Raw genomic sequence first — 26,626 nt, 5'->3', positions numbered from 1 at the left:
AAAAAGCCCCGCCGAAGCGGGGCTCTTGGCTAGCGGGCATCAGGCGTCGTCGTTGTCGTCCTCTTCACCGCCATCCACTTTCATTCCCAGTTCCTTGATCTTGCGGGTGAGGGTATTACGGCCCCAACCCAGCAGTACTGCGGCATCGCGACGTCGCCCGGCGGTGTGCTTGAGCGCCGTTTCGATCATGATCCGTTCGAAGCTTGGCACTGCACTGTCCAGCAGGTTCGACTGCCCACGCGCCAAGGCCTGGTCTGCCCATTGCCGCAGGGCTTGCTCCCAGTTGGTCACCGGCGCTGCGTCCTGGGGCAGGCTGAGCAGTTCAGGCGGCAGGTCGGAAATGTGTACCTCGCGCCCGGAAGCCATCACCGTGATCCAGCGGCAGGTGTTTTCCAGCTGGCGCACGTTGCCCGGCCACGGCAGGTTCTTCAGGTACTCCTCGGTTTCCGGCTTGAGCAGCTTGGGCTCTACCGCCAGCTCTTGCGCGGCACGGCTGAGGAAGTGCCGGGCAAGGGTAGGGATATCCTCGCGGCGGTCCGACATGCGCGGGATGTGAATGCGGATAACGTTCAAGCGGTGGAACAGGTCTTCCCGGAACTTGCCCGCATGCACCAGGTTTTCCAGGTTCTGGTGGGTCGCTGCGATGATGCGCACGTCGACCTTGACCGGCGTATGGCCGCCCACGCGGTAGAACTCACCATCGGCCAACACCCGTAGCAAGCGGGTTTGCGTATCGGCAGGCATATCGCCAATTTCGTCGAGGAACAGCGTGCCGCCGTCGGCCTGTTCGAATCGGCCTCGGCGCAGGTTCGCAGCGCCGGTGAACGCACCTTTTTCGTGGCCAAACAGCTCGGATTCCATCAGGTCTTTCGGAATCGCCGCCATGTTCAGGGCAATGAAGGGGGCTGCCGCGCGGGGGCTGTGCCGATGCAGGGCATGGGCTACCAACTCCTTGCCGGTCCCGGACTCGCCGTTGATCAGCACGGTGATATTGGAGTGGCTCAAGCGCCCGATCGCCCGGAACACCTCCTGCATGGCCGGAGCTTCACCGATGATCTCCGGCGTGCGGGTAAGCGCAGGCGGCGTGTCCATCCCTTGCTGTTCTTGCGCATGCTGGTTGGCACGCTTCACCAGCGATACCGCTTCATCCACGTCGAAGGGCTTGGGCAGGTATTCGAACGCACCGCCCTGATAAGACGCCACCGCGCTGTCCAGGTCGGAATGGGCGGTCATGATGATTACCGGCAGGCGAGGGTGCTGCTCGCGAATGCGCGCGAGCAGGTCCAGGCCGCTGGCACCCGGCATGCGGATATCGGAAATGATCACGTCGGGCTGCTGGCGGGCGAGGCGGCTCATCACGCCGTCGGCACTGTCGAAGCTCTGGGTCGTCATGCCTTCCTGTTGCAGCGCTTTCTCCAAAACCCAGCGGATGGAACGGTCGTCATCGACGATCCAGACAGTTTCACTACGGCTCATGACGAAGCAGCTCCTTGTTCCAGCGGCAGGAAGATCGAAAAAGTGGTGTGGCCAGGGTGGCTGTCACATTCGATCAGCCCCTGATGCTGGCTGATGATGTTCTGAGTAATGGCCAGCCCAAGGCCGGTGCCGTCAGGGCGCCCGCTGACCATTGGATAAAAGATCGTTTCCTGCAGTTCGTGGGGTATCCCCGGCCCGTTGTCGATGATCTCGATCTTGGCCACCAGCCTGTGACGGGTGTGGCCAATGGTGAACTGGCGCATGGTGCGGGTACGCAGGGTTATGCGGCCAAGGCGCAGCTCCTTCTCCTCGCTGATGGCCTGCATGGCGTTGCGCACAATGTTCAGCACAGCCTGGATCATCTGCTCGCGGTCGATCAGCACATCGGGAATGCTCGGGTCGTAGTCCCGCAGCAAGGAAATGCCACCCTGGCTCTCGGCATCCACCAGGCTGCATACGCGCTCCAGCACTTCGTGAATATTGGTCATCGCCAGGGAAGGCAACTTGTTGGAGCCCAACATGCGGTCCACCAGGTTACGCAGCCGATCGGCCTCTTCGATGATCACATTGGTGTAGTCACGCAAGCCGTCCTCGGGAAGCTCGCGGGCCAGCAGCTGCGCCGCGCCGCGGATACCGCCAAGGGGGTTCTTGATCTCGTGTGCAAGGCCACGCACCAGCATCTTGGTGGTTTCCTGTTTCGAGAGCTGCGCTTCTTCCTTGGTAATCCGCAACAGGCGGTCCCGGGGGTGTACCTCAAGCAGCAACAACGTCTCGCCCATGCTCAGTATCGGCGTAACGGCGTAGTCCACCGTGAGGGTCTGGCCGGTCATTGCGGTAAGCATGGCTTCGCGTTTGGTAAACGGATGAGCCTGCTCCACGGCCTGGCGAAGCGAATTAAGTGCTTCTGCAGACTCTGTAAACAATTCGCTGATGAACTGGCCATGGCTGCGTTGGCCACTGATAGCCAACAACATCTCCGCCGCCGGGTTCATGTATTCGAGCCGCAGTTCAGCATTGAGAAGAATGGTGGCGGTGGTGAGGTTGTCCAGTAACAGTCGGTGCAGCGCATCGCTGATGGTCATGCGTATCCTTGACCTCTCTTGGCACGTCGCGACCCAAGGGCGCGGTCTCGGTGCGGGGCCAGGCCGTGCCTGCGCCCCACTGATGCATGCAAAATGCAAAATCCAAACCAAGCTCCGAAAAGAAGCGCACATGCCCGGGCAGGCAGGGTTTCCCAGGGGAATCCAGATAAGGCTAGCTGGCTTTTGCGCTATTTCGGCTCACGTCATCGTGCAACGTGCATTGGATGCACTATAAGCGTGCGCGGGCCTTGGCGCGATAACAGCTAGCTTTCATCGTCATCATCATCGGCGGGCTTGTCGCTGAGCGGGCACTCCGGGCGCACGCCATAGTCGGCTTCCTTGCACGGACGCACCCGGCGTTTTTGCGAAAGGGACGTGCGCAGCATATGCACCGGCTGCGCAGGGGTGCGTTCTATCACGATGCCTTGGCTGTCGAGGATTTCGCCCACCAGCTGATGAGTGCCTCGGTCTACGTTCTGCAAGGCGATAACGGGGCTGGCGCCAGGCTCGCCCGCAGGCTTGCCGTCCAGAAGCAGTCGATAGCGGTCGCCGTTCTCCAACGCCGGTTCGCTGGTGAGGGTAACGATCATCTCTCCGCTGGCGTGGGTCACGGCCGCATCGGGAAGGGGTACAAGGATGCGGAACATTTCATAGTGGGTTACCCGCAATACCGGCACTGCCTTGGGCCGCGCCTGCTGCTGAGCGCGATTGGCGCTCGCCGGCGTGGCGGAAGACTGGTTCATGCGGTTTCCTTCGGGTACCCGCACCGCTGTGGCGCCTTTGCGAGGTTGGTCGGTATACACCCGGTTGCCTTGCGCGTCGACGTACGTATACACCTGCGCCTGACATACCCCGGCCACGGCGAGCAATGTACAAAACATGAGCGCTCTCATCGCGCGTTGACCCTCAGAACCGAGATGGTGACCGGTTCGCTGACTTGCACCACGTTCGCGCCGTCCAGTACCTGAACCGCTAGCCGATGCTGGCCACGGTCAACGTTCACAAGCTGCAGCCGTGGAACGTTGCTGGGTGTGCCATAGGCAACCCCATCCAGCACCAGCTGAAGTAACTGCCCACCGGCCAGCCGTGGCTGAATGCTGACCCCCACGTCAAAGGTACCGTCGTTGGCACGTATTGCGCCGTCGGCCGGGATGCCCGTGAGCTCAAGCAGGGTATAGGCGGCGACAGGGGCGGAGGGCGGAGCGGCGGGAGCGGGGGCTTCGGTCGGTTTGGCCTTCGGGATCTGCACGCTATTGAGCGGCGGAAGGTTCATCTTCTCTGAAGGCCGGCCAGCGGGAGCATGTTCCGAATAAACCGTATTGCCGTTGGCGTCGGTGGACTTGTAGATCTCGCCGAAGGCCGGGGCACACAGGAGGGGGATCAGCAGCAAAAGGGCATGGCGCATGGTGACTACTCGGCAAGGCGTCGGCGGCCTGACCAGCATAGATCAGGCCTGTTCGCCAATCACGGGTTAATGCGCGGCAGAGCACAGCTCGCCGGTAGCGCGGGTGAGCGCCAGGCGGTGCAGGGCATCCCTGTTGGCGCGATCGATAGCGCCGGCGACCCACTGCGGGCAGTCAGGGCTGCTGCGGTAGGGTGTGAAGGCTGCCAGTTGTAGCAGGAGGGCTTTCTGCAGGCCGTCGAGTTGCGGACGGATCTGCCCGACCAGGTCGGGCCGCGGGCTGTTCGGGGCCTCGCCTCTGAGGCGCCAGTCCACCAGCAGGCCATACTGCACCAGCTTGTTGGCTTCGATCTGGGCTGCGAAGAACTGCTCCACGAATGCCGGCTCGAGCTTGTATTCGGGCGCCAGCACTACCGCGCCTGCGATCACCTCGCGCTCGCGGGCGCGATCTTCCACAGGCTTCTTGCTATCCCATTTGCTCAAGGCCACCTGGTCAGCAATGTTCAGGCGCTGCTCGATGCTGCTCAACAGTGAAGGCAATTCGGCGGGGGCGGGCGTGGCGGCGGCTGCAAGGCTGGCAAAGGCACTGCCGACCAGGGCCAGGCAAAATGCAGAAAGCTTAGGCATGCGAGGTTCCGTTGTTATTGGTTTGGCGCTCCGTTATGCCAGTAAATCCATGGCTTCGCCAGCCGCGATCAAAGGACTGCTCCCCGGTTTTGCTTCCTGTCATTTCCGCCCATGAAAAAGGCCTCCCGAAGGAGGCCTTTTCGTACAACCAGGCGGGATCAGACGCTGTAGTACAGGTCGTATTCCAGCGGGTGCACGAAGGTGCGAACCTTGATTTCTTCTTCGGACTTCAGCTCGATGTAGGCATCGATGAAGTCGTCAGAGAACACGCCGCCCTTGGTCAGGAAGGCGCGGCCCTTGTCCAGCTCTTCCAGGGCTTCTTTCAGGCTGCCACATACCTGTGGGATTTCCTTGGCCTCTTCAGGCGGCAGGTCGTACAGGTTCTTGTCCGCGGCATCGCCAGGGTGGATCTTGTTCTGGATACCGTCCAGGCCGGCCATCAGCAGCGCGGCGAAGGCCAGGTACGGGTTGGCAGCCGGATCCGGGAAGCGTGCTTCGATACGGCGGCCTTTGGGGCTGTTCACGTAAGGAATGCGGATGGACGCGGAGCGGTTGCGAGCCGAGTAGGCCAGCATCACCGGTGCTTCGAAACCTGGGACCAGACGCTTGTACGAGTTGGTCGACGGGTTGGTGAAGCCGTTCAGTGCCTTGCCGTGCTTGATGATGCCGCCGATGAAGTACAGGGCGGTATCGGACAGGCCGGCATAGCCTTCGCCAGCGAAGGTGTTCTTGCCATCCTTGGAGATGGACATGTGCACGTGCATACCCGAGCCGTTATCGCCATACAGCGGCTTTGGCATGAAGGTCGCGGTGCGGCCGTAGGCGTCGGCAACGTTGTGAACAACGTACTTCAGCGTTTGGGTTTCGTCGGCCTTCTTCACCAGGGTGTTGAACTTGACGCCGATTTCGTTCTGGCCGGCAGTCGCCACTTCGTGGTGGTGAACTTCAACGGTCAGGCCCATTTCTTCCAGGGCGTTGCACATTGCAGTGCGGATTTCGTGGTCGTGATCGACCGGTGGAACCGGGAAGTAGCCGCCTTTCACGCCTGGGCGGTGGCCCTTGTTGCCGCCGTCCACGTCCTGATCGGTCATCCAGGAAGCTTGTTCGGAGAAGATCTTGAACATCGAGCCGGAGATGTCGGACTTGAACTTCACTTCGTCGAAGATGAAGAATTCTGGCTCCGGGCCTACGAATACGGTGTCACCGATGCCGGTGGACTTGAGGTATTCCTCGGCGCGGTGGGCGATGGCGCGCGGGTCGCGATCGTAACCTTGCATGGTGGAAGGTTCGATGATGTCGCAGACCAGGATCAGCGTCGGCTCTTCGGTGAACGGGTCCAGCACGGCGGTTTCGTCGTCTGGCAGCAGGATCATGTCGGACGCTTCGATGCCTTTCCAGCCAGCGATGGAGGAGCCGTCGAACATCTTGCCGACTTCGAAGAAGTCATCATCCAGAGCGTCGCGAGCCGGCATGGTGACGTGCTGCTGCTTGCCTTTGGTATCAGTGAAGCGCAGATCAATCCATTTAACGTCATGATCTTTGATGAGTTGAACCGACTTCGACATGTTGTCCTCCGGGTGGATGGGGACGGACTGTGTGCGCCCCTGGATTCAGTGCTGCCGCCGCATACTCGGCCAAGGCAACCTGCCTCACAAGGGAGCAATTTGCATGCCAGTGCCCCGAGATGGGCATGGCTCGAAAAAAGCCCGTTTTTGCGGGACTTACAGGCGGCAGCCAGAAAAGCTTCGCACCTTAACGGGGCGAGGCTCGTTCAAGGCGTCCCAAAATGGTGCTTTCCGAGCTTTCGACAGATAGTTGGTCAAAGCTTGAACAATTTCCGCTATAATGCTGCCCCTTTTTTCAGCTGGGCCATTGCGCGCGCTGTTCATGAAATTGATCGTTAAAGTTTTCCCCGAGATCACCATCAAAAGCCGGCCGGTGCGCAAGCAGTTCATCCGCCAGCTGGCGAAGAACATTCGCGCGGTGGTGCGTGACCTGGACCCCGATATTGCGGTAACGGGCGTGTGGGACAACCTCGAGGTTCAAACGAAAGTCACCGACGCCAAGGTGCTCAAGGAACTGATCGAGCGCCTGAGCTGCACACCGGGCATTACCCACTTCCTGCAGGTGGATGAATACCCCCTGGGTGACTTTGACGACATCGTGGCCAAGTGCAAGGCCCACTTCGGTCACCTGCTGCCCGGCAAGCGCTTTTCCGTGCGCTGCAAGCGCGGGGGCCGACACGATTTCACTTCCATGGACGTTGACCGCTACGTTGGCAGCCAGTTGCGCCAGCAATGCGGCGCGGCCGGTATCGACCTCAAGCACCCTGAGGTTGTGGTGCGGATGGAAATCCGCGACAAGCGCCTGTTCGTTATCCACAACCAGCATAAGGGCATCGGCGGCTATCCATTGGGCGCGCTGGAGCAAACCCTTGTGCTGATGTCCGGCGGGTTCGACTCCACCGTGGCGGCCTATCAGATGATGCGCCGCGGGTTGATGACCCACTTCTGCTTCTTCAACCTCGGTGGCCGCGCCCACGAACTGGGTGTGATGGAAGTCGCCCATTACCTGTGGAAGAAGTACGGCAGCTCCCATCGGGTGCTGTTCATCAGCGTGCCCTTCGAAGAGGTGGTAGGCGAAATCCTCGCCAAGGTGGACGACAGCCAGATGGGCGTTATCCTCAAGCGGATGATGCTGCGTGCCGCCAGCCGCATGGCCGAGCGCCTCGAAATCGACGCGCTGGTCACCGGGGAGGCGATTTCCCAGGTGTCCAGCCAGACGCTGACCAACCTGGCAGTGATCGACTCGGTTACCCCTACGCTTGTCCTGCGGCCGTTGCTTGCTACTCACAAGCAGGACATCATCGACACCGCGGTCGAGATCGGCACCGCCGATTTCGCCAAGCACATGCCAGAATACTGCGGCGTGATCTCGGTGAACCCGACTACCAGCGCGCGCGGTTATCGCATCGAGCGCGAAGAGCAGCGCTTTGACATGGCCGTGCTGGAAAGCGCCCTGGAGCGTGCGCGCCTCGTCTCGATCGACCATGTGATCGACGAGCTGGGCAAGCAGGTGGAGATCGAAGAAGTCGCCGAAGCCCTGGCCAGCCATATAGTGCTCGACATTCGTCACCCCGATGCCCAGGAAGACGACCCATTGGCCCTGGAAGGGGTCGAAGTTCGTACGTTGCCTTTCTATGCGTTGAACAGCCGGTTCAAGGATCTCGATCCTGCCCGGCAATACCTGTTGTATTGCGACAAAGGTGTCATGAGCAGGCTGCATGCTCATCACCTGCTCAGCGAGGGGCACGCCAATGTGCGCGTTTATCGCCCGGCCTAGGAGGGGCCTCGGCGGCTGGAGCCGCCACCGCCCACCCGACCGCGCGCAGTGATTGCGCGTTTTGATCGGCCGCTGCCTTGAGCCGGCCCCACCGTATTCATCATCGAGATATACCCTGTGAGAGATAAGCTTCGTAACATCGCCATCATCGCCCACGTTGACCATGGTAAAACCACCCTGGTCGACAAGCTCTTGAAGCTGTCCGGCACCCTGGACCGCAAGGAGCTGAACGACGAGCGCGTGATGGACAGCAACGACCAGGAAAAAGAGCGCGGCATTACCATTCTGGCCAAGAACACCGCCGTCAAGTGGAACGACTACGACATCAACATCGTGGACACCCCCGGCCACGCCGACTTCGGCGGTGAGGTCGAGCGCGTGATGTCCATGGTGGACTCGGTGCTGCTGCTGGTCGATGCCCAGGACGGCCCGATGCCACAAACCCGTTTCGTGACCCAGAAAGCGTTCGCCGCTGGCCTGCGTCCGATCGTGGTCATCAACAAGGTCGACCGTCCGGGTGCAGATCCGGACAAAGTCGCCAGCCTGATGTTCGACCTGTTCGACAACCTGGGTGCCACCGAAGAGCAACTGGACTTCCCGATCGTCTACGCCAGTGCCCTGAACGGTATCGCTGGTCTGGACTACAACGACATGTCCGACAACATGGACCCGCTGTTCGAGGCCATCGTGAAACACGTGCCGGCCCCTAAGGTCGACCTCGAAGGCCCGTTCCAGATGCAGATCTCTGCACTGGACTACAACAGCTTCCTGGGTGTGATCGGCATCGGCCGCATCGCTCGCGGCCGCGTCAAGGCCAACAGCCCGGTGGTCGCCATCGACGCCGAAGGCAAGAAGCGTAACGGCCGTATCCTCAAGCTGATGGGCCACCATGGCCTGCATCGCGTTGACGTGGATACCGCTGAAGCGGGCGACATCGTGTGCATCAGCGGCATGGACCAGCTGTTCATCTCCGACACCCTGTGCGATCCACAGAACGTCGAGGCCATGAAGCCGCTGAGCGTGGACGAGCCGACCGTAAGCATGACCTTCCAGGTCAACGACTCGCCGTTCTGCGGCAAGGAAGGCAAGTTCGTTACCAGCCGCAACATCAAGGAGCGTCTGGAAAAAGAACTGCTGCACAACGTTGCCCTGCGTGTTGAAGAAACCGACAGCGCCGACAAGTTCAAGGTCTCCGGCCGTGGTGAGCTGCACCTCTCGGTACTGATCGAAACCATGCGCCGCGAAGGCTTCGAACTGGCTATCTCCCGCCCTGAAGTGGTTATCAAGGAAGTGGATGGCGAGAAGCAGGAACCCTACGAAAGCGTGACCATCGACATCGAAGAACAGCACCAGGGTGCTGTGATGGAACAGATGGGCCTGCGTAAGGGCGACCTGAGCAACATGGTGCCGGACGGTAAAGGGCGCATCCGCCTGGAATACACCATCCCGGCGCGTGGCCTGATCGGCTTCCGCAACAGCTTCCTGACCATGACCTCCGGCAGCGGTATCCTCACCGGTACCTTCAGCCACTACGGCCCGATCAAAGCCGGCGATGTTACCAACCGCCAGAACGGCGTACTGGTTTCCATGGCTACCGGCAAGGCGCTGACCTACTCGCTGGAAACTCTGCAGGACCGCGGCAAGCTGTTCCTCGAGCCTGGCCAGGAAATCTACGAAGGCCAACTGGCGGGCATCAACAGCCGTGACAACGACCTGGTGATCAACCCCACCAAGGGCAAGAAGCTCGACAACATGCGCGCTTCGGGCAAGGACGAGACCATCGCCCTGGTTCCGCCAATCAAGTTCACCCTTGAACAGGCTCTGGAATTCATCGCTGACGATGAGCTGGTTGAAGTGACGCCGAAGTCGATCCGCCTGCGCAAGAAAGTGCTGAACGAGAACGAGCGTAAGCGCGCCTCGAAGTAAGTTCTTTGCAATGAAAAAGCCCGGCAAATGCCGGGCTTTTTCATGGGCGTATTCATTCGCAAGCTCCGCCTTCGGCTATGCCCGCTTCCTACGAGGGCTGGGCAAGGGGACGCATAACCTGTGGGAGCCGGGCGTGCCGAAGGCGGAGCTCGCGAAGCAGGCACCGCGTATTCGGGACGATCCTGTTCGTTAGCGCTTCACCCGCCCCATCAACCCACCGATGGTGTCCTGAATATCGGCCGGCAGCACAATCGTTTTGGCATTGTTGCTGGTCGCCAGTTTTTCCATGGCACTGATGTACTTCTCGCCCAGCAGGTAAATCATCGGCCCGGTATCGCTGCCGATAGCGGCTTTCACCCGTTCGATGGCCTGGGCCGAGGCGTTGGCCAGGGTGACTTGGGCGTCGCCGTCGCGCTTGGCCGATTCCAGGCGGGCCTCCGCTTCCAGGATGGCTGCTGTCTTCGCGCCTTCAGCGCGGGTGACGGTTGCCTTGCGCTCCCGTTCGGCTGCAGCTTGCAGTTCCATTGCCCGCTGCATCGACTCGGACGGTTTGATGTCCTGGATTTCCACCGAGCGGATGGTAATGCCCCAGTCGATGGTTTGCTCGGACATGGCCTCGCGCAGCAATGCCTTGATCTTGTCCCGTGAGGACAGGGCTTCGTCCAGGTCCATCCCGCCGATGATCGAGCGCAGGCTGGTCATGGTAAGGCTGCGCACAGCCTGGTCGTAGTCCTCGATGCCGTAGGCAGCCTTGGTAGGGTCGGTGATTTTGGCAAAGCACAGTGCATTGGCGAGCAGCACGGCATTGTCCCGGGTGATGACCTCTTGCTGCTGAATATCGAGGATCAGGTCCTTCGTGCTCATCTTGTAGCTGACCGTATCCATATACGGGATCAGGAAGTTCAGGCCGGGTTTGAGGGTAACGCGGTAGCGGCCCAGGCGCTCGACGATCCACTCCTGCCCCTGCGGTACCAGGCGCACACCCTTGGCGATGGTGACCACAATGAACACGAGAAGAATGAAGGGAATGATAAATGCGGCGTTCATGGAACCTCCTTGCTCAAAATGAAAACGTTCAACCAGCGCTGCTCGGGCCCACGCGTACGAGGTTTCCCTCCACCGCGAGTACGCGCACACGTTCCCCGGCGAGGATTTCGGTGTCGGCGACACATGGCCATTCCTCGGCACCCATCAACGGCTTTTGAAAGCGGACCTTGCCGCGTTGAAAGGGCGTGACGGAAAAGGTAAGCAGGCCTACTTCACCCAACGCGTCTTCGGCGGACCATTGCGGCCCCCGCTGAACCCCAGCCCGGAATACCTTGAACCAAAGCAAGGCCAGCCCTACCGAGGCGGCGCTCCACACCAGTACCTGCACCCCGACGCTCGTGGCCGGGGCCAGCCAGAGTACGAACGCAACCAGCAGCGCGCCCAGACCGAACCAGACAATGAAGAACGACGTGACCACTAGCTCCAGCAATACCAGAGCCACGCCGGCAACCGCCCAATACCACCATTGGATATCCATAACATTCTGCCTGTGTGAACAGGCGAAATGGTGACGCCTGCACCGCCGTTTAGGAAGCGCTGCGTTGAGGGGATTTATTCAGGGTGTTTCTCAGCGTGCCAGCGGCTTGGGTTTGTAGGCGCAATAGCCCGGGCGGGGGCCGATCTTCGGGTGGTTGCGGCAGGTATCGGGCCGCTTGTCATAGATAGTGCACAGGCGGCTTTTGCGATCCAGGTACAGACAATCGTCGTTGCTCATCCGCGCCAGGGTGAAGATGCCGCTTTTCTGATTGAAGCGATCGACGATGCCTTCCTTCTGCAAACGCTTGGCAACGTTCTTCGGGGGTTCGTCTTTCTCGAACTCATCCACCACGCCAATACGAATCAGGTCCTTGATACGTACTTCCACCGGGAGGGTGCAGCAGGTCGACATGCAGCCGCCACACATGTGGCTGGCGTACTTCTGCCAGGTTTCGAGGCGGTCGAGCTCGGCGGCGGCAATCAAGGCGGGTTTCATGGTGGCGTATCTATGGGATCGGGCGCGCGATGATACCTGCACTGGCCATAGGTTCAATCGCCGTTCGTGCCATTTCTGCCAAGAGTTTTCTCGAACCCGGCCTACCACCCCCTGTCGAACGGTCTAGGCTGATTGCACCAGCGAAGGTTTTTTTACGCATTGAGGGCTTCAAATGTCTCAGGAACCGCTTACCCGAAAAGTCAAAGTCGACGTGGACGAATTTCGTGCCGCTGTACTCGCCAAACTGACCTACGCGGTTGGCAAGGACCCGGAACATGCATTCGATCACGACTGGTTCGAAGCCATTGCGCTTGCCGCCCGGGACCATATGGTCGATCACTGGATGGACCACACCCGGCAGATTTATCGCAGCCAGCAGAAGCGCGTGTATTACCTCTCGCTTGAGTTTTTGATCGGCCGTTTGCTGGTCGACAGCTTGAGCAACATGGGCATCCTGGACGTGGCGCGTGAGGCGTTGGACGGCTTGGGCGTGGACCTCGACAAGATCCGCTTGCTCGAGCCTGACGCAGCATTGGGCAACGGCGGCCTCGGGCGCCTGGCAGCCTGCTTCATGGAGAGTATGTCTACCTTGGGCGTGGCTGCGCACGGCTATGGCATTCGTTATGAGCACGGGCTGTTCCGCCAGGCAATCATCGACGGCTGGCAACAGGAACAGACCGAGAACTGGCTGGATTTCGGTAACCCCTGGGAGTTCGAGCGGCCTGAAGTGATTTACCCGATCAGCTTTGGCGGCCATGTAGAGGCGACGGTAGAGAGCGACGGTACCGCGCGGCAAGTATGGCGCCCGGGCGAAACCGTACGGGCAGTGGCGTACGACACTCCAGTGGTCGGCTGGAAAGGTGCGAGCGTGAACACCTTGAGGCTGTGGCGTGCCCGCGCCATGGAGGAGTTGCACCTGGAACGTTTCAACGCCGGCGACCACCTCGGCGCCGTAGCGGACGTGGCCCGCGCCGAAAGTATCTCTCGCGTGCTGTACCCCGCCGACAGTACAGAGGCAGGGCAGGAGCTTCGGCTGCGTCAGGAATACTTCTTCGTGTCTGCCTCGCTGCAGGACCTGATGCGCCGCCATGTGAACATGCACGGAACGGTGAATTCGCTGGGCGAGCATGCCTCCATCCAGATGAACGATACCCACCCTTCGATTGCAGTGGCCGAACTGATGCGGCTGCTGGTGGACATCCATCAGCTGAGCTGGGACGAAGCCTGGAAAGTCACCGTCGATACGCTGTCCTACACCAACCACACCTTGCTGCCAGAGGCGCTCGAAACCTGGCCTGTGGGGCTGATGGAGCGCATGCTGCCCCGGCACATGCAGATCATTTACCTGATCAACGCTCAGCACATCGACGGCCTGCGCGCAAAGGGCAACGACGATGTGAACCTGCTGCGAACGGTTTCGCTCATCGAGGAAGAACACGGCCGCCGCGTGCGCATGGGCAACCTGGCCTTCCTGGGCTCGCATAGCGTGAATGGCGTGTCGGCACTGCATACCGACCTGATGCGCAGCACGGTCTTTTCCGATCTCAACAAGCTCTACCCGGAGCGCATCAACAACAAGACCAATGGCATTACCTTCCGCCGCTGGTTGTACCAGAGCAACCCCAAGCTGACGTCGATGCTGGTAGACAAGCTCGGCGAAGCCGTACTCGACGATCCTGAAGGCAACCTAAAGCGGCTGGAACCTTTCGCGGACGACGCGCTGTTCCAGCGCCGCTTCGCCGAGCAGCGGCTGCACAGCAAAGAGGCGCTGGCGCGGATCATTCAGGACCGGCTGGGCGTGGCGGTAGACCCCAAAGCGCTGTTCGACGTGCAGGTCAAACGTATCCATGAGTACAAGCGGCAGTTGCTCAACCTGCTGCATACCGTTGCGCTGTACCAGGCCATTCGCGCCACCCCGGAAAAACCCTGGGTGCCACGGGTCAAGATCTTTGCCGGCAAGGCCGCAGCCAGTTATCACCAGGCCAAGCTGATCATCAAGCTCGCCAACGACATTGCCCGTACCATCAACAACGATCCCACGGTACGTGGCCTGTTGAAGGTAGCGTTCCTGCCTAACTACAACGTGAGCCTGGCCGAAAGCATCATTCCGGCGGCGGACCTGTCCGAGCAGATCTCTACCGCAGGGTATGAAGCCTCCGGGACCAGCAACATGAAGTTCGGGCTCAACGGGGCGCTGACCATCGGCACCATGGACGGAGCGAACGTGGAGATGTGTGATCATGTGGGCGCAGAGCACATGTTCATCTTCGGCCTCAAGGCAGACGAAGTGGAAGCCCGCAAACACAGCGGCGATCACAGTGCCCATCAGGAAGTGGCCAATTCGCACCGGCTCAATGATGTGCTCCAGGCGATCCGCGGCGGGGTGTTCTCCCCGGATGATCCGTCACGCTACGCGGGCCTGGTGGATAGCCTGCTCAGCTACGACAACTTCCTGGTCTGCGCAGACTTCGAGTCCTACTGGGCGGCGCAAATGAAAGTGGAAGAGCTGTGGCGGCACCCGAAACAATGGTGGCGCTCGGCGATCCTCAATACCTCCCGCATGGGCTGGTTCTCCTCGGACCGTACAATCCGCGAGTACGCCAAGGAGATCTGGAAGGCGTTGTAATCTCCCGGGTTCTGCCCGGTCTTGATGCCTACCTCTGTGGGAGACGGGGGGCCGGCCATCCGGCGTAGCTGCAGGCGGAGCTCGCGAATGAGGGCTTGCTGTTCGATGAACTCAGCCGGTTCGTCGGGGTCTGAGGGCAGTCGCGCCGATGGCGTATCAGGCTATGCACGGGACGTTGTTATATTCCGTACATAGCCCTGGTTTGCTTTCGCCCTGTAAACTGCGCGGGTTTTATCCCTCTCCCCGGAACCGGAGCTTGTCCATGTCGCCCGTTACCCTGAGTCGCTACTTGATCGAGCAGACGCGAAGCAACAACACCCCTGCCGATCTGCGCTTCCTCATCGAGGTCGTCGCCCGCGCGTGCAAGGCCATTGCCCATCAGGTACAGAAAGGCGCCCTTGGCGGGGTGCTGGGTAGCATGGGTACGGAAAACGTACAGGGCGAAGTGCAGAAGAAGCTGGACGTGCTGTCCAACGAAATCCTGCTCGAAGCCAACGAATGGGGCGGCCACCTGGCCGGCATGGCGTCCGAGGAAATGGACAATGCCTACCAGATCCCCGGCAAATACCCCAAGGGCGCCTACCTGCTGGTCTTCGACCCGCTCGACGGCTCCTCCAACATCGACGTTAACGTCTCGGTTGGCACCATCTTCTCCGTTCTGCGTTGCCCGGATCAGTACCTGAGCCAGAACGACGCTCTCAACGAGCAAGCCTTCCTGCAGCCCGGTACCCAACAGGTTGCCGCTGGCTACGCGATCTACGGCCCGCAAACCATGCTGGTGCTCACCTTGGGCAACGGTGTGATCGGCTTTACGCTGGACCGCGAACTGGGCAGCTTCGTGCTTACCCATGAAGACATCCAGGTGCCGCAGACCACCGCGGAATTCGCCATCAACATGTCCAACCAGCGCCACTGGGAAGCGCCCGTGAAACGCTACGTGGACGAGTTGCTGACCGGCCAGGACGGCCCGCTGGGCAAGAACTACAACATGCGCTGGATCGCCTCCATGGTGGCGGACGTGCACCGTATCCTTACCCGTGGGGGCGTGTTCATGTACCCGCGCGATGATCGCGAGCCTTCCAAGCCAGGCAAGCTGCGCCTGATGTACGAAGCCAACCCCATGTCCTTCCTGATTGAACAGGCGGGTGGCGCCTCCACCGATGGCCGCCAGCGCATTCTCGATATTCAGCCAGAAGGCCTGCACCAGCGCGTGGCGGTGTTCCTGGGCTCGAAGGAAGAAGTCGAGCGCGTGACCGGTTACCACCAGTAACCAATACGCCCGCTCCGGTCGGGGCGGGCGTTCTATCGCAGGTCAGATCCTGAAGCTGCCCACCAGCTGCTTCAGGCGGCTGACCTGGCTTTCCAGGTCACCGCAGGCGTTCAGGGTGGATTGCAAGTTCTCTACCCCCTCCTGATTCAACAGGTTGATCTCGGTAATGTCCCGGTTGATGGCCTCCACTACAGCGGTCTGCTCTTCGGTGGCGGTAGCGACTGACTGGTTCATGCCGTCGATCTCGCCGATGCGTTGGGTAACGCTGTTCAGCCGGTCCCCTGCCTGGTTGGCCACCTCTACGCTTGCTTCACTCTGCCGCTGGCTCTCGGTCATGATGTCTACGGCCTGCCGCGCGCCCTGCTGCAATTCCTCGATGATGGCCTGCACTTGCTGTGCGGACTCCTGAGTGCGATGCGCCAGGTTGCGTACTTCATCGGCCACCACCGCGAAGCCCCGGCCCGCTTCCCCGGCACGCGCGGCTTCGATGGCTGCGTTCAGCGCCAGCAGGTTGGTCTGCTGTGAAATGCCGCTGATCACCTCAAGGATTTGCCCGATGTTGACGGTGTTGGCATTGAGGGTTTCGATGTTCCCGCAAGAATTGCTGATGTTTGCCGACAACTGCCCAAGCGCGCCGATGGTTTTGTGCACCACCTGCTGGCCCTGGTCCGCCAGGCCACGGGCTTCGCTGGAATGCTGCGAGGCGAGGGCAGCGTTGTGGGCGATTTCCTGAGCGGCAGCACCCAGTTCGTTGATGGCGGCAGCCACGCTACCGGTTCGCCCGGCTTGCTGGTCGGAGTTCAGCATCGACGCGTTGGAGGTTTCCACCACTCGCAGTGCCACCTGGTTCACCTGGGCAGTGGCCGATGCCACTTCGCGGATGGACTCATGGATACGCTCGACGAAACGGTTGAACGACTCGCCCAGGGTGCCGAACTCATCACGGCCATGGATGGTGAGGCGGCGGGTAAGGTCGCCTTCGCCAGCAGCAATGTCCTGTAGCGCACGGTTCATCACATGCAACGGTGCCATCAGCACGCGAATCAGCAGGCCCAGCAAAGCGATGATCGCCACCACAGCGATAACCATGGCTACCAGGGCCGAGGCGCGGAATTCACCCAACATGGCAAGCGCCGCGGACTTGTCCAGCACCGTTGCGATGTACCAGTCTGCTGAAGGCACGCCCTTGAGCCGGGTGAACGTGATGTATTGCTCTTCGCCGTCCGCCTGCACTTCTTTCAAGCCGCCGCTGATAGCAGGCGCGCCCTGTGGATAAGCGTCGGCCAAGGTTTTGAGCGCAAGGCTGGCATTGGGGTGAATCAGTATCTTGCCTTGCCCACTCACGATGAATGCCAAGCCATGGCCACCGAAATTCAGCGAGTTGATGATGTCGCTCACCTGACCCAGGTCGATATCGGCACCGGCCACGCCGAGGCGCTCGCTGCCACGCTGGACAGGGGAAGCGACAGTGACCACCAGCTTGCCCGAGGAGGCCGCAATGTAGGGCTCGGTGACGATGGTTTGCCCGGCGTTGTCGGCAGCCTTGTACCAGCCTCGCGCGCGCGGGTCGTAATCAGCTGCACGGTTGCCGGCAGGCACCGAGAACATCAAGCCGTCACGCCCACCAAAGTAGCTGAGCTGGAAGTTGGCCGGGTACACCGGCAGGCCAACGATCGCTGGCAGGCTTTGCGGGTTGCCGTCAGCCACCGAGACTTGTTGGGCCATGGATTCGACCAGTTGCATGCGGCCGGTGAGCCACGTTTGCACGTTGCTGGCGGTGAGCGCCCCCAGCTGTGCCAATGATGTTTCGGTTTGCGCTCGCAACGTCTGGCGCTGACGGTAATCGTTGAACAGGGTGAAACAGGCAAACGCCAGCGCCACGATCAATCCTGCAACCAGCAGGATCTTGTGGCTGAATTTCATGTTATTGCTCATTGCGAAGAGTGCTCGAAGCAGGTGCGAGGGGGGTTCGGGCGCGGATTGTACGGTGTAACCGGGTGCAAACTCAGCCCCGCACAGCGGAAATAAACCGCTTCGCGGATGAGCCCAGATAGCGGGGCCCTGCGCCCTGCAATACGTGTGCATGCGCCTGGTGCCCGGAACCTCTCTCCAGCCGGACCGTCCAACCCCGATCGAGTGATCAGGAACCCCATGGCAATGACTGAACAGGACCTGCCCGAGAAGATCGGGCGCGCCATCGACCGGCGTATCGCGGCCATTACCCGCGCGGCGAAGGGGCCGGAAACGGTGCTGATGACCGGTATGGCGTTGGGCTATATGGCAGCGCTGTCGGATGCCGGCGTAATCGACCCGCCGCTGCGCCTGGCGCTGGAACGCAAGGTGCAAGCGCTGGAACCGTCAGCGCTGGCAGAATAAGCCTCTATAGATCAGGAGCATTGGACATGGCTAACCCTCGGCGAAGCACCTTCTGGCCCCGCGCGGCTGGGCTGTTGGCGTTGTGTGTCGGCATCGGCCTGCTGGCGGCTTGCAGTAACGCGGGCACTGGCGACGTGGCACCAAAAACTGTCGGCAAGGTAGACCTCAAGCGTTATCAGGGTACTTGGTATGAGCTGGCCCGCCTGCCCATGTTCTTCCAGCGCAAGTGCGTGCAATCCGAGGCGCACTATGCCCTCAAGCCTGACGGCAATGTGGATGTGCTCAACCGCTGCAAGATTGCCGATGGCAGCTGGCAAGAAGCCCATGGCACCGCTACGCCGCAGGTTCCGGGCGAGACCGACAAGCTCTGGGTAGTGTTCGACAACTGGTTCTCGAAACTGGCGCCAGGCCTGGCCAAGGGCGATTACTGGATCGTCGATCTGGATAATGCCTATAGCCACGTGATCGTGGGCACGCCTGACCGTAAATTCCTCTGGCTGCTGTCTCGCACGCCAACGGTGAGTGAAGACGTGAAGCAGCAGCTGCTGACCCGGGCGCGCCAGCAGGGCTATGACACCTCCAGGCTCATCTGGCGCGCGGCGGACTAAGACGTCAGGCCAGCACGGCCTGTAGCGTTCGAGTAAACGCGGGCAGGCTTTGCGCCTCGCCCGGGTGCTGGCCAGCGCGCACTCGCCATTTTCCTCCCACCATCACGTCGCGCACTTGGCGGTCGCCACCGGCAAACAGCCAGCGGCCAAGCAGGGCGTCGTCGGTGGCGGTGGCGAGGTAAGGGTCTTGCGGGTCCAGCAGCAGCCAATCCGCGCGCGCGCCGGGCTCCAATCTGCCCACCGGCTGCCCCAACGCCTGGGCGCCGCCAGCGAGTGCACCCTGATACAGCGCCTGGCCGACTTGCGGCGAGCGCGGGCCGTGCAGGCGATTACGGCGTTGATCGCGCAGGCGCTGGCCATATTCCAGCCAGCGCAACTCTTCCACCACGCTCAGTGATACGTGGCTGTCCGAGCCGATTCCCCAGCGGCCGCCAGCAGCAAAATACTCAACCGCAGGGAACAGGCCATCCCCCAGGTTCGCTTCGGTGGTGAGGCACAAACCTGCCACCGCGCCGCTCGCTGCCATGCGCTCAACCTCATCGGGGTTGGCATGGGTGGCGTGCACCAGGCACCAGCGCGGGTCAACAGGCACATGGTCGAACAGCCACTGCAGAGGCCGGCTGCCACTCCATGCCAGGCAATCGTCCACTTCCTTTTGCTGTTCTGCGATATGAATGTGCACAGGCGCCGCAGTCAGGCCAGCCGCAAGCACCTGCTCGATCTGCCCGGGCGTAACGGCTCTCAACGAATGGAAACAGATGCCCAACTGCTGCTCGGGCTGCTCTGCCAATGCGGCGGCAAGCCGCTGCTGCAAGGCGAGGTAGGCGTCGGTGCTGTGGATAAAACGGCGCTGCCCTGCGTTGGGTGCCTGGCCACCAAACCCACTATGGCTGTACAGCACCGGCAGCAGGGTAAGGCCGATACCCGCAGTGGCAGCGGCACGGCTGATGCGCAGGGCCATTTCCGCAGGGTCGCTATAAGCCGTGCCATCAGGGTTATGGTGCAGGTAGTGGAACTCGGCCACCGAGGTGTAGCCGGCCTTGAGCATTTCGATGTACAGCTGCGTAGCGATGGTTTCCAGGTCGTCCGGGCTGATTTTTCCCACCAGCCGGTACATCAATTCCCGCCACGTCCAGAAGCTGTCGTTCGGGTTGCCGGCCACCTCGGCCAGCCCAGCCATCGCCCGCTGGAACGCATGGGAATGGAGGTTCGGCATGCCCGGCAGCAAGGCACCCGCAAGGCGTTCGGCGCCCTCGGCCGAGGCGTTGGCTTGCACTGCCGTGATTGTGCCCAGGGCGTTCACCTCCAGGCGTACCGCCTGTGCCCAACCGTCGGGGAGCAGGGCGCGGTCGGCGAAATAGGCAGGCATTGGGAATCTCTCCGGGCTTTGGTTGTATATACATATACAGCTGTTTGCGTGCCGGGTAAACTCCGGCAAGCTATGCCCGTTTACCCTTTACAGGTGCCCCTCGTGCCCATGCCGCCCGTTGTTTCTTCCTTGGCTGACCAGCTGGGCGAAAGCCCCGCGCCCCTTTACGCGCGGGTCAAGCAGATGATCACCCAGCAGATCCAGAACGGCACCTGGCCGCCCCATTACCGTGTGCCTTCCGAAAGCGAACTGGTGAGCCAGCTCGGCTTCAGCCGCATGACCATCAACCGTGCCCTGCGTGAACTCACCGCCGAAGGCTTGCTGGTGCGTATGCAGGGCGTGGGTACCTTTGTGGCAGAGCCCAAGACCCAGTCGGCACTGTTCGAAGTACATAACATTGCCGATGAAATCGCCGCCCGCGGGCATCGTCACCGCTGCCTGGTAGTAAAACTGGTCGAGGAAATTGCAGGTGCCACCCGGGCCGTGGCACTGGATGTACGAGAAGGGCAGCGGGTATTTCATTCCATCATCGTGCATTACGAGAACGACGTACCGGTGCAGATCGAAGACCGCTACGTGAATGCCCAGGTGGCGCCGGACTATCTTGAGCAAGACTTCACCCGCGAAACCCCCTACGCCTACCTTAACCGCGTTGCCCCGCTGACTGAAGGCGAGCACGTGGTGGAGGCGATCCTTGCCGACGAGCAATCCTGCCAACTGTTGCAGATTGACCCGAGCGAGCCCTGCCTGTTGATCCGCCGCCGCACCTGGTCAGGCCGCGAGGCTGTGACGGCGGCCCGTTTGATCCATCCCGGCTCCCGCCATCGCCTTGAAGGGCGCTTCACCAAATGAGGCTGCTGCGCGCCGCTGACTACGTTCGAACGCCGTGGAAGAACGGCGGCGGCAGCACGCGGGAAATCTGCCGCGATCATGGCGAGGGCCTGGACGGCTTCGGCTGGCGCCTGTCCATCGCTGATATCGAGCAGGGCGGCCCGTTCTCGACCTTCGCCGGCTACGAACGGATCATCACGGTGCTGGAAGGCGAAGGTATGCGGCTGCAAGTGGACGGCGCCAGCTCGGGTGTGCTGCGGGCGTTTGAGCCGTTCGCGTTTTCCGGTGACAGCGGGGTGAGCTGCGAGCTCATCAACGGGCCTATCCGGGATTTCAACTTGATCTATTCGCCCGTGCGTTTTACTGCCCGATTGCAATGGCTCAATAGCAACGCACCGTTGCAGCTGAATGAACCGGGCAAGACCCTTATCGTTTTCGCCGCCGGGTCACGGGCCCAGGTTGAGGTGGGGGGTAACACCGCTGTGCTCCAGCGCCACGACACGCTCGTGCTGCCTCCTTCCCCTACTGCCCAAGTAACCGGCCACTGCTGCGTTATCGCCCTCTCGGCTCGCTGATTACCGCTGCGTTTATGTTCGCTCGAGGTGCGCGTCGCGTTGGCGCTGCGCCCTTTCGGCGCGTCTTCCATCTGCTGAAAATTATCAAACCCTTTACTAACGGGCGTTGAATAACTTTGGCCTCCTGATTGCATATGCTTGTACATACAAGTAAATATGTGTGCGGACGAAACAACCGTTCCCATTCAGAGGACCACCCGATGACCACCTTCCGTGACGTAAACATCCGCGCGCCCCGTGGCACCCAACTCACCGCCAAGAGCTGGCTGACCGAAGCCCCGCTGCGCATGCTGATGAACAACCTCGACCCCGAAGTGGCCGAGAACCCCAAGGAACTGGTGGTGTACGGCGGCATTGGCCGTGCCGCGCGTAACTGGGAGTGCTACGACCGCATCGTGGAAAGCCTGACCAACCTCGAAGCCGACGAAACGCTGCTGGTGCAATCGGGCAAGCCGGTAGGGGTGTTCAAGACCCACGCCAACGCCCCGCGCGTGCTGATTGCGAACTCCAACCTGGTGCCGCATTGGGCGAATTGGGAGCACTTCAACGAACTGGATGCAAAGGGCCTGGCCATGTATGGCCAGATGACCGCAGGCAGCTGGATCTACATCGGTAGCCAAGGCATCGTGCAGGGCACCTACGAAACCTTCGTGGAAGCTGGGCGCCAGCACTATGGCGGCAACCTCACTGGCAAATGGGTGCTTACCGCAGGCCTTGGCGGCATGGGTGGCGCGCAGCCACTGGCGGCTACCCTGGCCGGCGCCTGCTCGCTGAACATCGAGTGCCAGCAGAGCCGGATCGACTTCCGCCTCAAAACCCGCTATGTGGACGAGCAGGCCGATGACCTGGACGACGCGCTGGCCCGCATCCAGCGTTACACCGGTGAAGGCCGTGCCGTGTCCATCGCGCTGTGCGGTAATGCCGCGGACATCCTGCCAGAGCTGGTACGTCGCGGTGTGCGCCCCGACATGGTCACCGACCAGACCAGCGCTCACGACCCGCTCAACGGCTACCTGCCTAAAGGCTGGACCTGGGAAACCTACCGCAGCCGCGCCCTGCAAGAGCCTGCCGTGGTGGTGAAAGCCGCGCGCCAGTCCATGGCCGACCACGTACGCGCCATGCTGGCGTTCCAGCAGATGGGCGTTCCCACGTTCGACTATGGCAACAACATCCGCCAGATGGCCAAGGAAGAGGGCGTGGAAAATGCCTTCGACTTCCCGGGCTTCGTGCCGGCGTATATCCGCCCGCTGTTCTGCCGCGGCGTAGGCCCTTTCCGCTGGGTTGCACTCTCGGGCGACCCGCAGGACATCTACAAGACGGACGCCAAGGTCAAGGAACTCATCCCGGACGATGCCCACCTGCACAACTGGCTGGACATGGCCCGCGAACGCATCAGCTTCCAGGGCTTGCCGGCACGCATTTGCTGGGTAGGCCTGGGGCAGCGAGCGAAGCTGGGCCTGGCCTTCAACGAAATGGTGCGCAGCGGTGAGCTGTCCGCGCCTGTCGTGATTGGCCGCGATCACCTGGACTCCGGCTCCGTGGCCAGCCCCAACCGGGAAACCGAGGCCATGCGCGATGGCTCCGATGCCGTTTCCGACTGGCCATTGCTCAACGCCCTGTTGAATACCGCGAGCGGCGCCACCTGGGTATCGCTGCACCACGGCGGCGGCGTAGGCATGGGCTTCTCGCAGCATTCGGGGATGGTGATCGTGTGCGACGGCACCGACGAAGCCGCCGAGCGCATCGCCCGCGTGCTGCATAACGACCCGGCCACCGGGGTAATGCGCCATGCCGACGCCGGTTACCCGATTGCCATCGAGTGCGCCCGTGAACAGGGCCTGAACCTGCCGATGATCGACCACAACTGACCACCCTCTGGAACATCCCCCAACGCTTGGAGATCTGGTATGCCGGTAGATACGCGAGACCTTGCAAACACCCCGTTGATCGAACGGCGCTCCATCGACTACATACCAGACGCCGAGCGCCATGGCCGGCTGGGTAGCCAGTTCAGCCTGTGGCTGAGCGCCAACCTGCAGATCACCGCGATCGTGACCGGCGCGCTGGCAGTGGTGTTGGGGGGTGATGTGTTCTGGTCGCTGGTGGGCCTGCTGCTGGGGCAATTGCTCGGCGGCGCGGTAATGGCGTTGCACGCCGCCCAAGGCCCGCGCCTCGGGTTGCCGCAGATGATCTCCAGCCGCGTACAGTTCGGGGTATACGGGGCGGTAATCCCGTTGGTGCTGGTGTGCCTGATGTACATCGGCTTCTCGGCCAGCGGTTCGGTGCTGGCCGGGCAGGCCGTGGCGCAACTGGCGGGCCTGGCAGACTGGCAAGGCATCTGTGTGTTCGCGGTGATCATCGTGCTGTTCACGGTATTCGGCTACCGGGTGATTCACCTGGTGGGCCGAGTGGCCAGTGTGTTGGGTGTGCTGGCGTTCGCTTACCTGTTCTACGCCTTGCTGGCAGGCAACGACATTTCGGCGCTGCTGGCCAACAAGCATTTTTCCCTGAGCAGCTTCTTGTTGGCGGTGTCGTTGTCGGCCTCTTGGCAGATCGCGTTCGGCCCCTATGTAGCGGACTATTCACGCTACTTGCCGCGGTCTACTTCCATGAGCGGAACATTCTGGGCCGTGGGCCTGGGTTCGGTAATCGGCGCTCAAGCCGCCATGGTGTTCGGGGTGTTCGCCGCCGCGTTGGCGGGCAAGGGTTTCGCGCATCATGAGGTTGCCTTCATCGTGGGCCTGGGCGGCACCGGCGCGGTGGCCGCGGCGCTGTACTTCAGCATCGCGTTCGGCAAGCTCACCATCACCATCCTCAATGCCTACGGCAGCTTCATGTCGATGGCGACCATTTTCACCGGCGTGTCCGGCCAGCGGCGCATCGGCGCAACCACCCGCCTCCTGTGCATCGTGGCGATGGTGGTGATCTCTACCAGCCTGGCGCTGCTGGGCAAGGATTCCTTCCTCAAGGACTTCTCGGCCTTCATTCTCTTCCTGCTGGCGTTCTTTACCCCCTGGAGCGCCATCAACCTTGTGGACTACTACTGCATCAGCAAAGAGCGCTATGACCTGCCCGCGCTGAACGATCCGGCTGGGCGTTATGGCGCGTGGAACATTGTGGGCATCGCCGTGTACGTACTTGGCGTGGCGGTCCAGATGCCTTTCATTTCCACACACTTCTATACCGGGCCTTTGGTTGAGCCGTTGGGAGACACCGATATTTCCTGGATCATCGGCCTGGTGCTGCCGGCGGTGGTGTACTACTGGGCGGCCCGTCGCTGGCCTCGGCCAGTGCCGGCGCAACTGGTGCTGCCGGCTGATAGCGAACCCGGCACGGGTCAAGGTTTCAGCCAGGCACGTGCGGTTTGAGCCGCTGCGCTACGTTGGGTGTCCTAGGCTGGTGATAACACCAAGATGAGCACTGCCTATGTTCCCCGACAGCCTTACGTTTTCCATCGCCGATGGGGTGAATGCCTGGGTCGACCAATTGGTCGGCCGTTATGGCGACACCCTTCGGCAGGTATCCGATTCCTTGCTGGCCGTGTTGGTAGGGCTCGAAAGCCTGCTGCGTGCCACACCCTGGTGGTTGTTGCTGATCATCGTAGGTGCGTTGGCCTGGCATGCGAGCCGCCGCTGGTACGTGGCTGGTCTCATGGTGGGGCTGCTGTTTCTGGTGGGTGCGGTGGGGCTGTGGGACAAACTGCTGCAAACCCTTGCCCTGGTGCTGGTCGCCACCGTTCTGGCTGTTCTCGCCGGGGTTCCGCTAGGGATGTTTGCCGCCCGTTCACGCCGTTTGCGCGCGGTATTGCTGCCCTTGCTCGACGTGATGCAAACGCTGCCGAGCTTTGTGTACCTGATCCCCGTGCTGATGCTGTTCGGCCTGGGCAAGGTGCCGGCAATCTTCGCCACGGTGGTGTACGCCATTGCGCCGGTGATTCGCCTTACCGACCTGGGTATACGGCAGGTGGATCGGGAAATCATGGAAGCGGCCAACGCCTTCGGTGCCAGCCCTTGGCAGCAGTTGATCGGGGTGCAGTTGCCGCTGGCGTTGCCCAGCATCATGGCGGGTATCAACCAGACCACCATGATGGCGCTGTCGATGGTGGTGATCGCTTCCATGATTGGCGCACGCGGGCTGGGCGAAGATGTGCTGGCAGGCATCCAGACGCTGAACGTAGGCAAGGGCCTGGAAGCCGGCCTTGCCATCGTCGCGCTGGCGATCGTGATCGACCGCATCACCCAGGCGTATGGGCAGCCTCGGCGGAGGGCTGGCAAATGAGCGCGATCGAGCTGCGTCACGTGACCAAGGTGTTCGGGCGACATCCCGAGCGCGCCCTCACATTGCTGGATCAAGGCGCGGAAAAAAGCCGAATTCTCAGCGAAACCGGCTGCGTGGTAGGCGTGGCGGATGTCTCTCTGAGCATCGAGGCCGGCGAAGTGTTCGTGATCATGGGCCTGTCCGGCTCGGGCAAGTCCACGCTGGTGCGGCACCTGAACCGATTGATCGATCCGTCCCGCGGGGAAGTGATCGTCAAGGGGGAAAACGTGCTGGGCTACGGGCCCGGCCGCCTGCGTGAGTTCCGCCGGCGCGACATCAGTATGGTGTTCCAGAGCTTCGGCCTGTTCCCCCACAAGAACGTGCTGGACAACGTGGCCTACGGGCTTCGTTTACGGGGCGATTCGCCAGGTGAAAGCCGTGAACGTGCGCGGCACTGGATCGGCCAGGTTGGGCTGGACGGTTACGCCGACCACTGGCCCGAACAGCTGTCTGGCGGCATGCGCCAGCGCGTGGGCCTGGCCAGGGCGCTGGCCACCGATACGCCCATCCTGCTGCTGGACGAGGCCTTCAGCGCCCTGGACCCGCTGATTCGCAGCGACCTGCAGGAGCAACTGCGGGACCTGCAGGCGCGCCTGCGCAAAACCATCGTGTTCATCACCCATGACCTGGACGAAGCGCTGCGCCTGGGCGACCGGATTGCCATCCTGCGCGATGGCCGGTTGGTTCAGGTCGGCGCGCCACAACACATTCTGCAGCACCCCGCCGACGAGTACGTCAGCCGATTTGTTCAGCGCCGTGTGCGCGAGATTGGAGATTGA

General features: G+C 61.6%; 23 protein-coding genes and 1 pseudogene. 12 read left to right on the top strand and 12 right to left on the bottom strand.

The window, feature by feature from the left end; translation table 11 throughout:
* Positions 1-39 precede the first annotated feature (39 nt).
* The 6 genes from ntrC to glnA all read right to left on the bottom strand — a co-directional run bounded on the left by ntrC (position 40) and on the right by glnA (position 6,152).
* Positions 40-1,476: a nitrogen regulation protein NR(I) gene (gene ntrC, locus G7016_RS00860; protein ID WP_181110944.1), complete on the bottom strand. Its 1,437-nt coding sequence runs from the start codon at positions 1,474-1,476 to the stop codon at positions 40-42.
* Positions 1,473-2,558, bottom strand: a complete 1,086-nt coding sequence (glnL, locus tag G7016_RS00855) for a nitrogen regulation protein NR(II) (RefSeq protein ID WP_181110943.1) — start codon at positions 2,556-2,558, stop codon at positions 1,473-1,475. The genes ntrC and glnL overlap by 4 nt, the downstream gene beginning before the upstream one ends.
* 263 nt (positions 2,559-2,821) lie before the next feature.
* A complete protein-coding gene (locus G7016_RS00850) occupies positions 2,822-3,451 on the bottom strand; it encodes a DUF4124 domain-containing protein (protein ID WP_181110942.1) in 630 nt (209 codons plus the stop codon).
* Positions 3,448-3,963, bottom strand: a complete 516-nt coding sequence (locus G7016_RS00845) for a DUF4124 domain-containing protein (protein WP_181110941.1) — start codon at positions 3,961-3,963, stop codon at positions 3,448-3,450. The genes G7016_RS00850 and G7016_RS00845 overlap by 4 nt, the downstream gene beginning before the upstream one ends.
* Positions 3,964-4,029: 66 nt before the next feature.
* Positions 4,030-4,587, bottom strand: coding sequence for a chorismate mutase (locus tag G7016_RS00840; RefSeq protein WP_181110940.1), 558 nt, complete (start codon positions 4,585-4,587; stop codon positions 4,030-4,032).
* A 158-nt stretch (positions 4,588-4,745) separates the two neighbouring features.
* Positions 4,746-6,152 carry a glutamate--ammonia ligase gene (gene glnA, locus G7016_RS00835; RefSeq protein WP_181110939.1) on the bottom strand — a complete coding sequence of 469 codons (1,407 nt, stop codon included), beginning with the start codon at positions 6,150-6,152 and terminating at the stop codon, positions 4,746-4,748.
* A gap of 322 nt (positions 6,153-6,474) precedes the next feature.
* On the opposite strand from glnA, the gene thiI reads away from it, so the two are divergent.
* Positions 6,475-7,929, top strand: coding sequence for a tRNA uracil 4-sulfurtransferase ThiI (thiI, locus tag G7016_RS00830; RefSeq protein WP_181110938.1), 1,455 nt, complete (start codon positions 6,475-6,477; stop codon positions 7,927-7,929).
* Positions 7,930-8,046: 117 nt separating this feature from the next.
* On the top strand, positions 8,047-9,855 hold the full coding sequence (gene typA / locus G7016_RS00825) for a translational GTPase TypA (RefSeq protein WP_181110937.1): 1,809 nt from the start codon (positions 8,047-8,049) through the stop codon (positions 9,853-9,855).
* Positions 9,856-10,044: 189 nt separating this feature from the next.
* Here typA and G7016_RS00820 read toward each other — a convergent pair whose 3' ends face one another.
* The 3 genes from G7016_RS00820 to G7016_RS00810 form a co-directional block, all read right to left on the bottom strand.
* Positions 10,045-10,902 (bottom strand): SPFH domain-containing protein, encoded by an 858-nt coding sequence (locus G7016_RS00820; RefSeq protein WP_181110936.1) that lies wholly within the window; start codon positions 10,900-10,902, stop codon positions 10,045-10,047.
* Positions 10,903-10,930: 28 nt separating this feature from the next.
* Positions 10,931-11,380 carry an NfeD family protein gene (locus G7016_RS00815; protein WP_181110935.1) on the bottom strand — a complete coding sequence of 150 codons (450 nt, stop codon included), beginning with the start codon at positions 11,378-11,380 and terminating at the stop codon, positions 10,931-10,933.
* Positions 11,381-11,470: 90 nt separating this feature from the next.
* Positions 11,471-11,875, bottom strand: coding sequence for a YkgJ family cysteine cluster protein (locus G7016_RS00810; protein WP_181110934.1), 405 nt, complete (start codon positions 11,873-11,875; stop codon positions 11,471-11,473).
* Positions 11,876-12,047: 172 nt separating this feature from the next.
* On the opposite strand from G7016_RS00810, the gene G7016_RS00805 reads away from it, so the two are divergent.
* Both G7016_RS00805 and G7016_RS00800 read left to right on the top strand, forming a co-directional pair.
* Positions 12,048-14,501 carry a glycogen/starch/alpha-glucan phosphorylase gene (locus tag G7016_RS00805; protein ID WP_181110933.1) on the top strand — a complete coding sequence of 818 codons (2,454 nt, stop codon included), beginning with the start codon at positions 12,048-12,050 and terminating at the stop codon, positions 14,499-14,501.
* A gap of 262 nt (positions 14,502-14,763) precedes the next feature.
* A complete protein-coding gene (locus G7016_RS00800) occupies positions 14,764-15,771 on the top strand; it encodes a class 1 fructose-bisphosphatase (RefSeq protein ID WP_181110932.1) in 1,008 nt (335 codons plus the stop codon).
* Between the two features lie 42 nt (positions 15,772-15,813).
* On the opposite strand, the gene G7016_RS25455 is transcribed toward G7016_RS00800, so the two are convergent.
* Together G7016_RS25455 and G7016_RS25450 are read right to left on the bottom strand one after the other, a co-directional pair.
* A complete protein-coding gene (locus tag G7016_RS25455) occupies positions 15,814-16,578 on the bottom strand; it encodes a methyl-accepting chemotaxis protein (RefSeq protein ID WP_375139671.1) in 765 nt (254 codons plus the stop codon).
* A gap of 90 nt (positions 16,579-16,668) precedes the next feature.
* Positions 16,669-17,694, bottom strand: a pseudogene (locus tag G7016_RS25450) (HAMP domain-containing protein); the annotation flags it as partial.
* Between the two features lie 228 nt (positions 17,695-17,922).
* On the opposite strand from G7016_RS25450, the gene G7016_RS00790 reads away from it, so the two are divergent.
* Both G7016_RS00790 and G7016_RS00785 read left to right on the top strand, forming a co-directional pair.
* Positions 17,923-18,147 carry a hypothetical protein gene (locus tag G7016_RS00790; protein ID WP_181110930.1) on the top strand — a complete coding sequence of 75 codons (225 nt, stop codon included), beginning with the start codon at positions 17,923-17,925 and terminating at the stop codon, positions 18,145-18,147.
* 26 nt (positions 18,148-18,173) lie between these two features.
* Positions 18,174-18,755: a lipocalin family protein gene (locus G7016_RS00785; protein ID WP_181110929.1), complete on the top strand. Its 582-nt coding sequence runs from the start codon at positions 18,174-18,176 to the stop codon at positions 18,753-18,755.
* A gap of 4 nt (positions 18,756-18,759) precedes the next feature.
* Here the strand turns inward: G7016_RS00785 and G7016_RS00780 are convergent, their stop codons facing one another.
* Entirely contained in the window at positions 18,760-20,124 is a 1,365-nt protein-coding gene (locus G7016_RS00780) for a formimidoylglutamate deiminase (RefSeq protein WP_181110928.1), read from the bottom strand.
* 108 nt (positions 20,125-20,232) lie between these two features.
* Between G7016_RS00780 and hutC the strand changes: the two genes are divergently transcribed.
* The 6 genes from hutC (at position 20,233) to G7016_RS00750 (ending at position 26,626) form a co-directional block, all read left to right on the top strand.
* Entirely contained in the window at positions 20,233-20,976 is a 744-nt protein-coding gene (gene hutC / locus G7016_RS00775) for a histidine utilization repressor (RefSeq protein WP_181111282.1), read from the top strand.
* Positions 20,973-21,530 (top strand): HutD/Ves family protein, encoded by a 558-nt coding sequence (locus tag G7016_RS00770; RefSeq protein ID WP_181110927.1) that lies wholly within the window; start codon positions 20,973-20,975, stop codon positions 21,528-21,530. The genes hutC and G7016_RS00770 overlap by 4 nt, the downstream gene beginning before the upstream one ends.
* 200 nt (positions 21,531-21,730) lie before the next feature.
* Positions 21,731-23,398: a urocanate hydratase gene (hutU, locus tag G7016_RS00765; protein WP_181110926.1), complete on the top strand. Its 1,668-nt coding sequence runs from the start codon at positions 21,731-21,733 to the stop codon at positions 23,396-23,398.
* 39 nt (positions 23,399-23,437) lie between these two features.
* Positions 23,438-24,898 (top strand): purine-cytosine permease family protein, encoded by a 1,461-nt coding sequence (locus tag G7016_RS00760; protein ID WP_181110925.1) that lies wholly within the window; start codon positions 23,438-23,440, stop codon positions 24,896-24,898.
* 58 nt (positions 24,899-24,956) lie between these two features.
* Positions 24,957-25,808, top strand: coding sequence for an ABC transporter permease (locus G7016_RS00755; protein ID WP_181110924.1), 852 nt, complete (start codon positions 24,957-24,959; stop codon positions 25,806-25,808).
* Positions 25,805-26,626 (top strand): quaternary amine ABC transporter ATP-binding protein, encoded by an 822-nt coding sequence (locus G7016_RS00750; RefSeq protein WP_181110923.1) that lies wholly within the window; start codon positions 25,805-25,807, stop codon positions 26,624-26,626. The genes G7016_RS00755 and G7016_RS00750 overlap by 4 nt, the downstream gene beginning before the upstream one ends.

The organism is Pseudomonas japonica (assembly GCF_013522925.1).
GTDB lineage: Bacteria > Pseudomonadota > Gammaproteobacteria > Pseudomonadales > Pseudomonadaceae > Aquipseudomonas > Aquipseudomonas japonica_A.
Note: the sequence above shows the minus strand (reverse complement) of the source record. Positions and strands in the feature narration are given on the sequence as shown.

Bases quoted from the DNA above. Each gene is read 5' to 3' on its own strand.
- G7016_RS00820 (WP_181110936.1), bottom strand. From the start codon at position 10,902: ATGAACGCCGCATTTATCATTCCCTTCATTCTTCTCGTGTTCATTGTG.
- G7016_RS00790 (WP_181110930.1), top strand. From the start codon at position 17,923: ATGGCAATGACTGAACAGGACCTGCCCGAGAAGATCGGGCGCGCCATC.
- G7016_RS00800 (WP_181110932.1), top strand. From the start codon at position 14,764: ATGTCGCCCGTTACCCTGAGTCGCTACTTGATCGAGCAGACGCGAAGC.
- G7016_RS00805 (WP_181110933.1), top strand. From the start codon at position 12,048: ATGTCTCAGGAACCGCTTACCCGAAAAGTCAAAGTCGACGTGGACGAA.
- G7016_RS00845 (WP_181110941.1), bottom strand. From the start codon at position 3,963: ATGCGCCATGCCCTTTTGCTGCTGATCCCCCTCCTGTGTGCCCCGGCC.
- G7016_RS00815 (WP_181110935.1), bottom strand. From the start codon at position 11,380: ATGGATATCCAATGGTGGTATTGGGCGGTTGCCGGCGTGGCTCTGGTA.
- G7016_RS00850 (WP_181110942.1), bottom strand. From the start codon at position 3,451: ATGAGAGCGCTCATGTTTTGTACATTGCTCGCCGTGGCCGGGGTATGT.
- hutC (WP_181111282.1), top strand. From the start codon at position 20,233: ATGCCGCCCGTTGTTTCTTCCTTGGCTGACCAGCTGGGCGAAAGCCCC.
- ntrC (WP_181110944.1), bottom strand. From the start codon at position 1,476: ATGAGCCGTAGTGAAACTGTCTGGATCGTCGATGACGACCGTTCCATC.
- G7016_RS00755 (WP_181110924.1), top strand. From the start codon at position 24,957: ATGTTCCCCGACAGCCTTACGTTTTCCATCGCCGATGGGGTGAATGCC.
- G7016_RS00770 (WP_181110927.1), top strand. From the start codon at position 20,973: ATGAGGCTGCTGCGCGCCGCTGACTACGTTCGAACGCCGTGGAAGAAC.
- G7016_RS00785 (WP_181110929.1), top strand. From the start codon at position 18,174: ATGGCTAACCCTCGGCGAAGCACCTTCTGGCCCCGCGCGGCTGGGCTG.
- G7016_RS00750 (WP_181110923.1), top strand. From the start codon at position 25,805: ATGAGCGCGATCGAGCTGCGTCACGTGACCAAGGTGTTCGGGCGACAT.
- glnL (WP_181110943.1), bottom strand. From the start codon at position 2,558: ATGACCATCAGCGATGCGCTGCACCGACTGTTACTGGACAACCTCACC.
- G7016_RS00760 (WP_181110925.1), top strand. From the start codon at position 23,438: ATGCCGGTAGATACGCGAGACCTTGCAAACACCCCGTTGATCGAACGG.
- G7016_RS25455 (WP_375139671.1), bottom strand. From the start codon at position 16,578: ATGCTGAACTCCGACCAGCAAGCCGGGCGAACCGGTAGCGTGGCTGCC.
- thiI (WP_181110938.1), top strand. From the start codon at position 6,475: ATGAAATTGATCGTTAAAGTTTTCCCCGAGATCACCATCAAAAGCCGG.
- G7016_RS00780 (WP_181110928.1), bottom strand. From the start codon at position 20,124: ATGCCTGCCTATTTCGCCGACCGCGCCCTGCTCCCCGACGGTTGGGCA.
- hutU (WP_181110926.1), top strand. From the start codon at position 21,731: ATGACCACCTTCCGTGACGTAAACATCCGCGCGCCCCGTGGCACCCAA.
- G7016_RS00840 (WP_181110940.1), bottom strand. From the start codon at position 4,587: ATGCCTAAGCTTTCTGCATTTTGCCTGGCCCTGGTCGGCAGTGCCTTT.
- glnA (WP_181110939.1), bottom strand. From the start codon at position 6,152: ATGTCGAAGTCGGTTCAACTCATCAAAGATCATGACGTTAAATGGATT.
- G7016_RS00810 (WP_181110934.1), bottom strand. From the start codon at position 11,875: ATGAAACCCGCCTTGATTGCCGCCGCCGAGCTCGACCGCCTCGAAACC.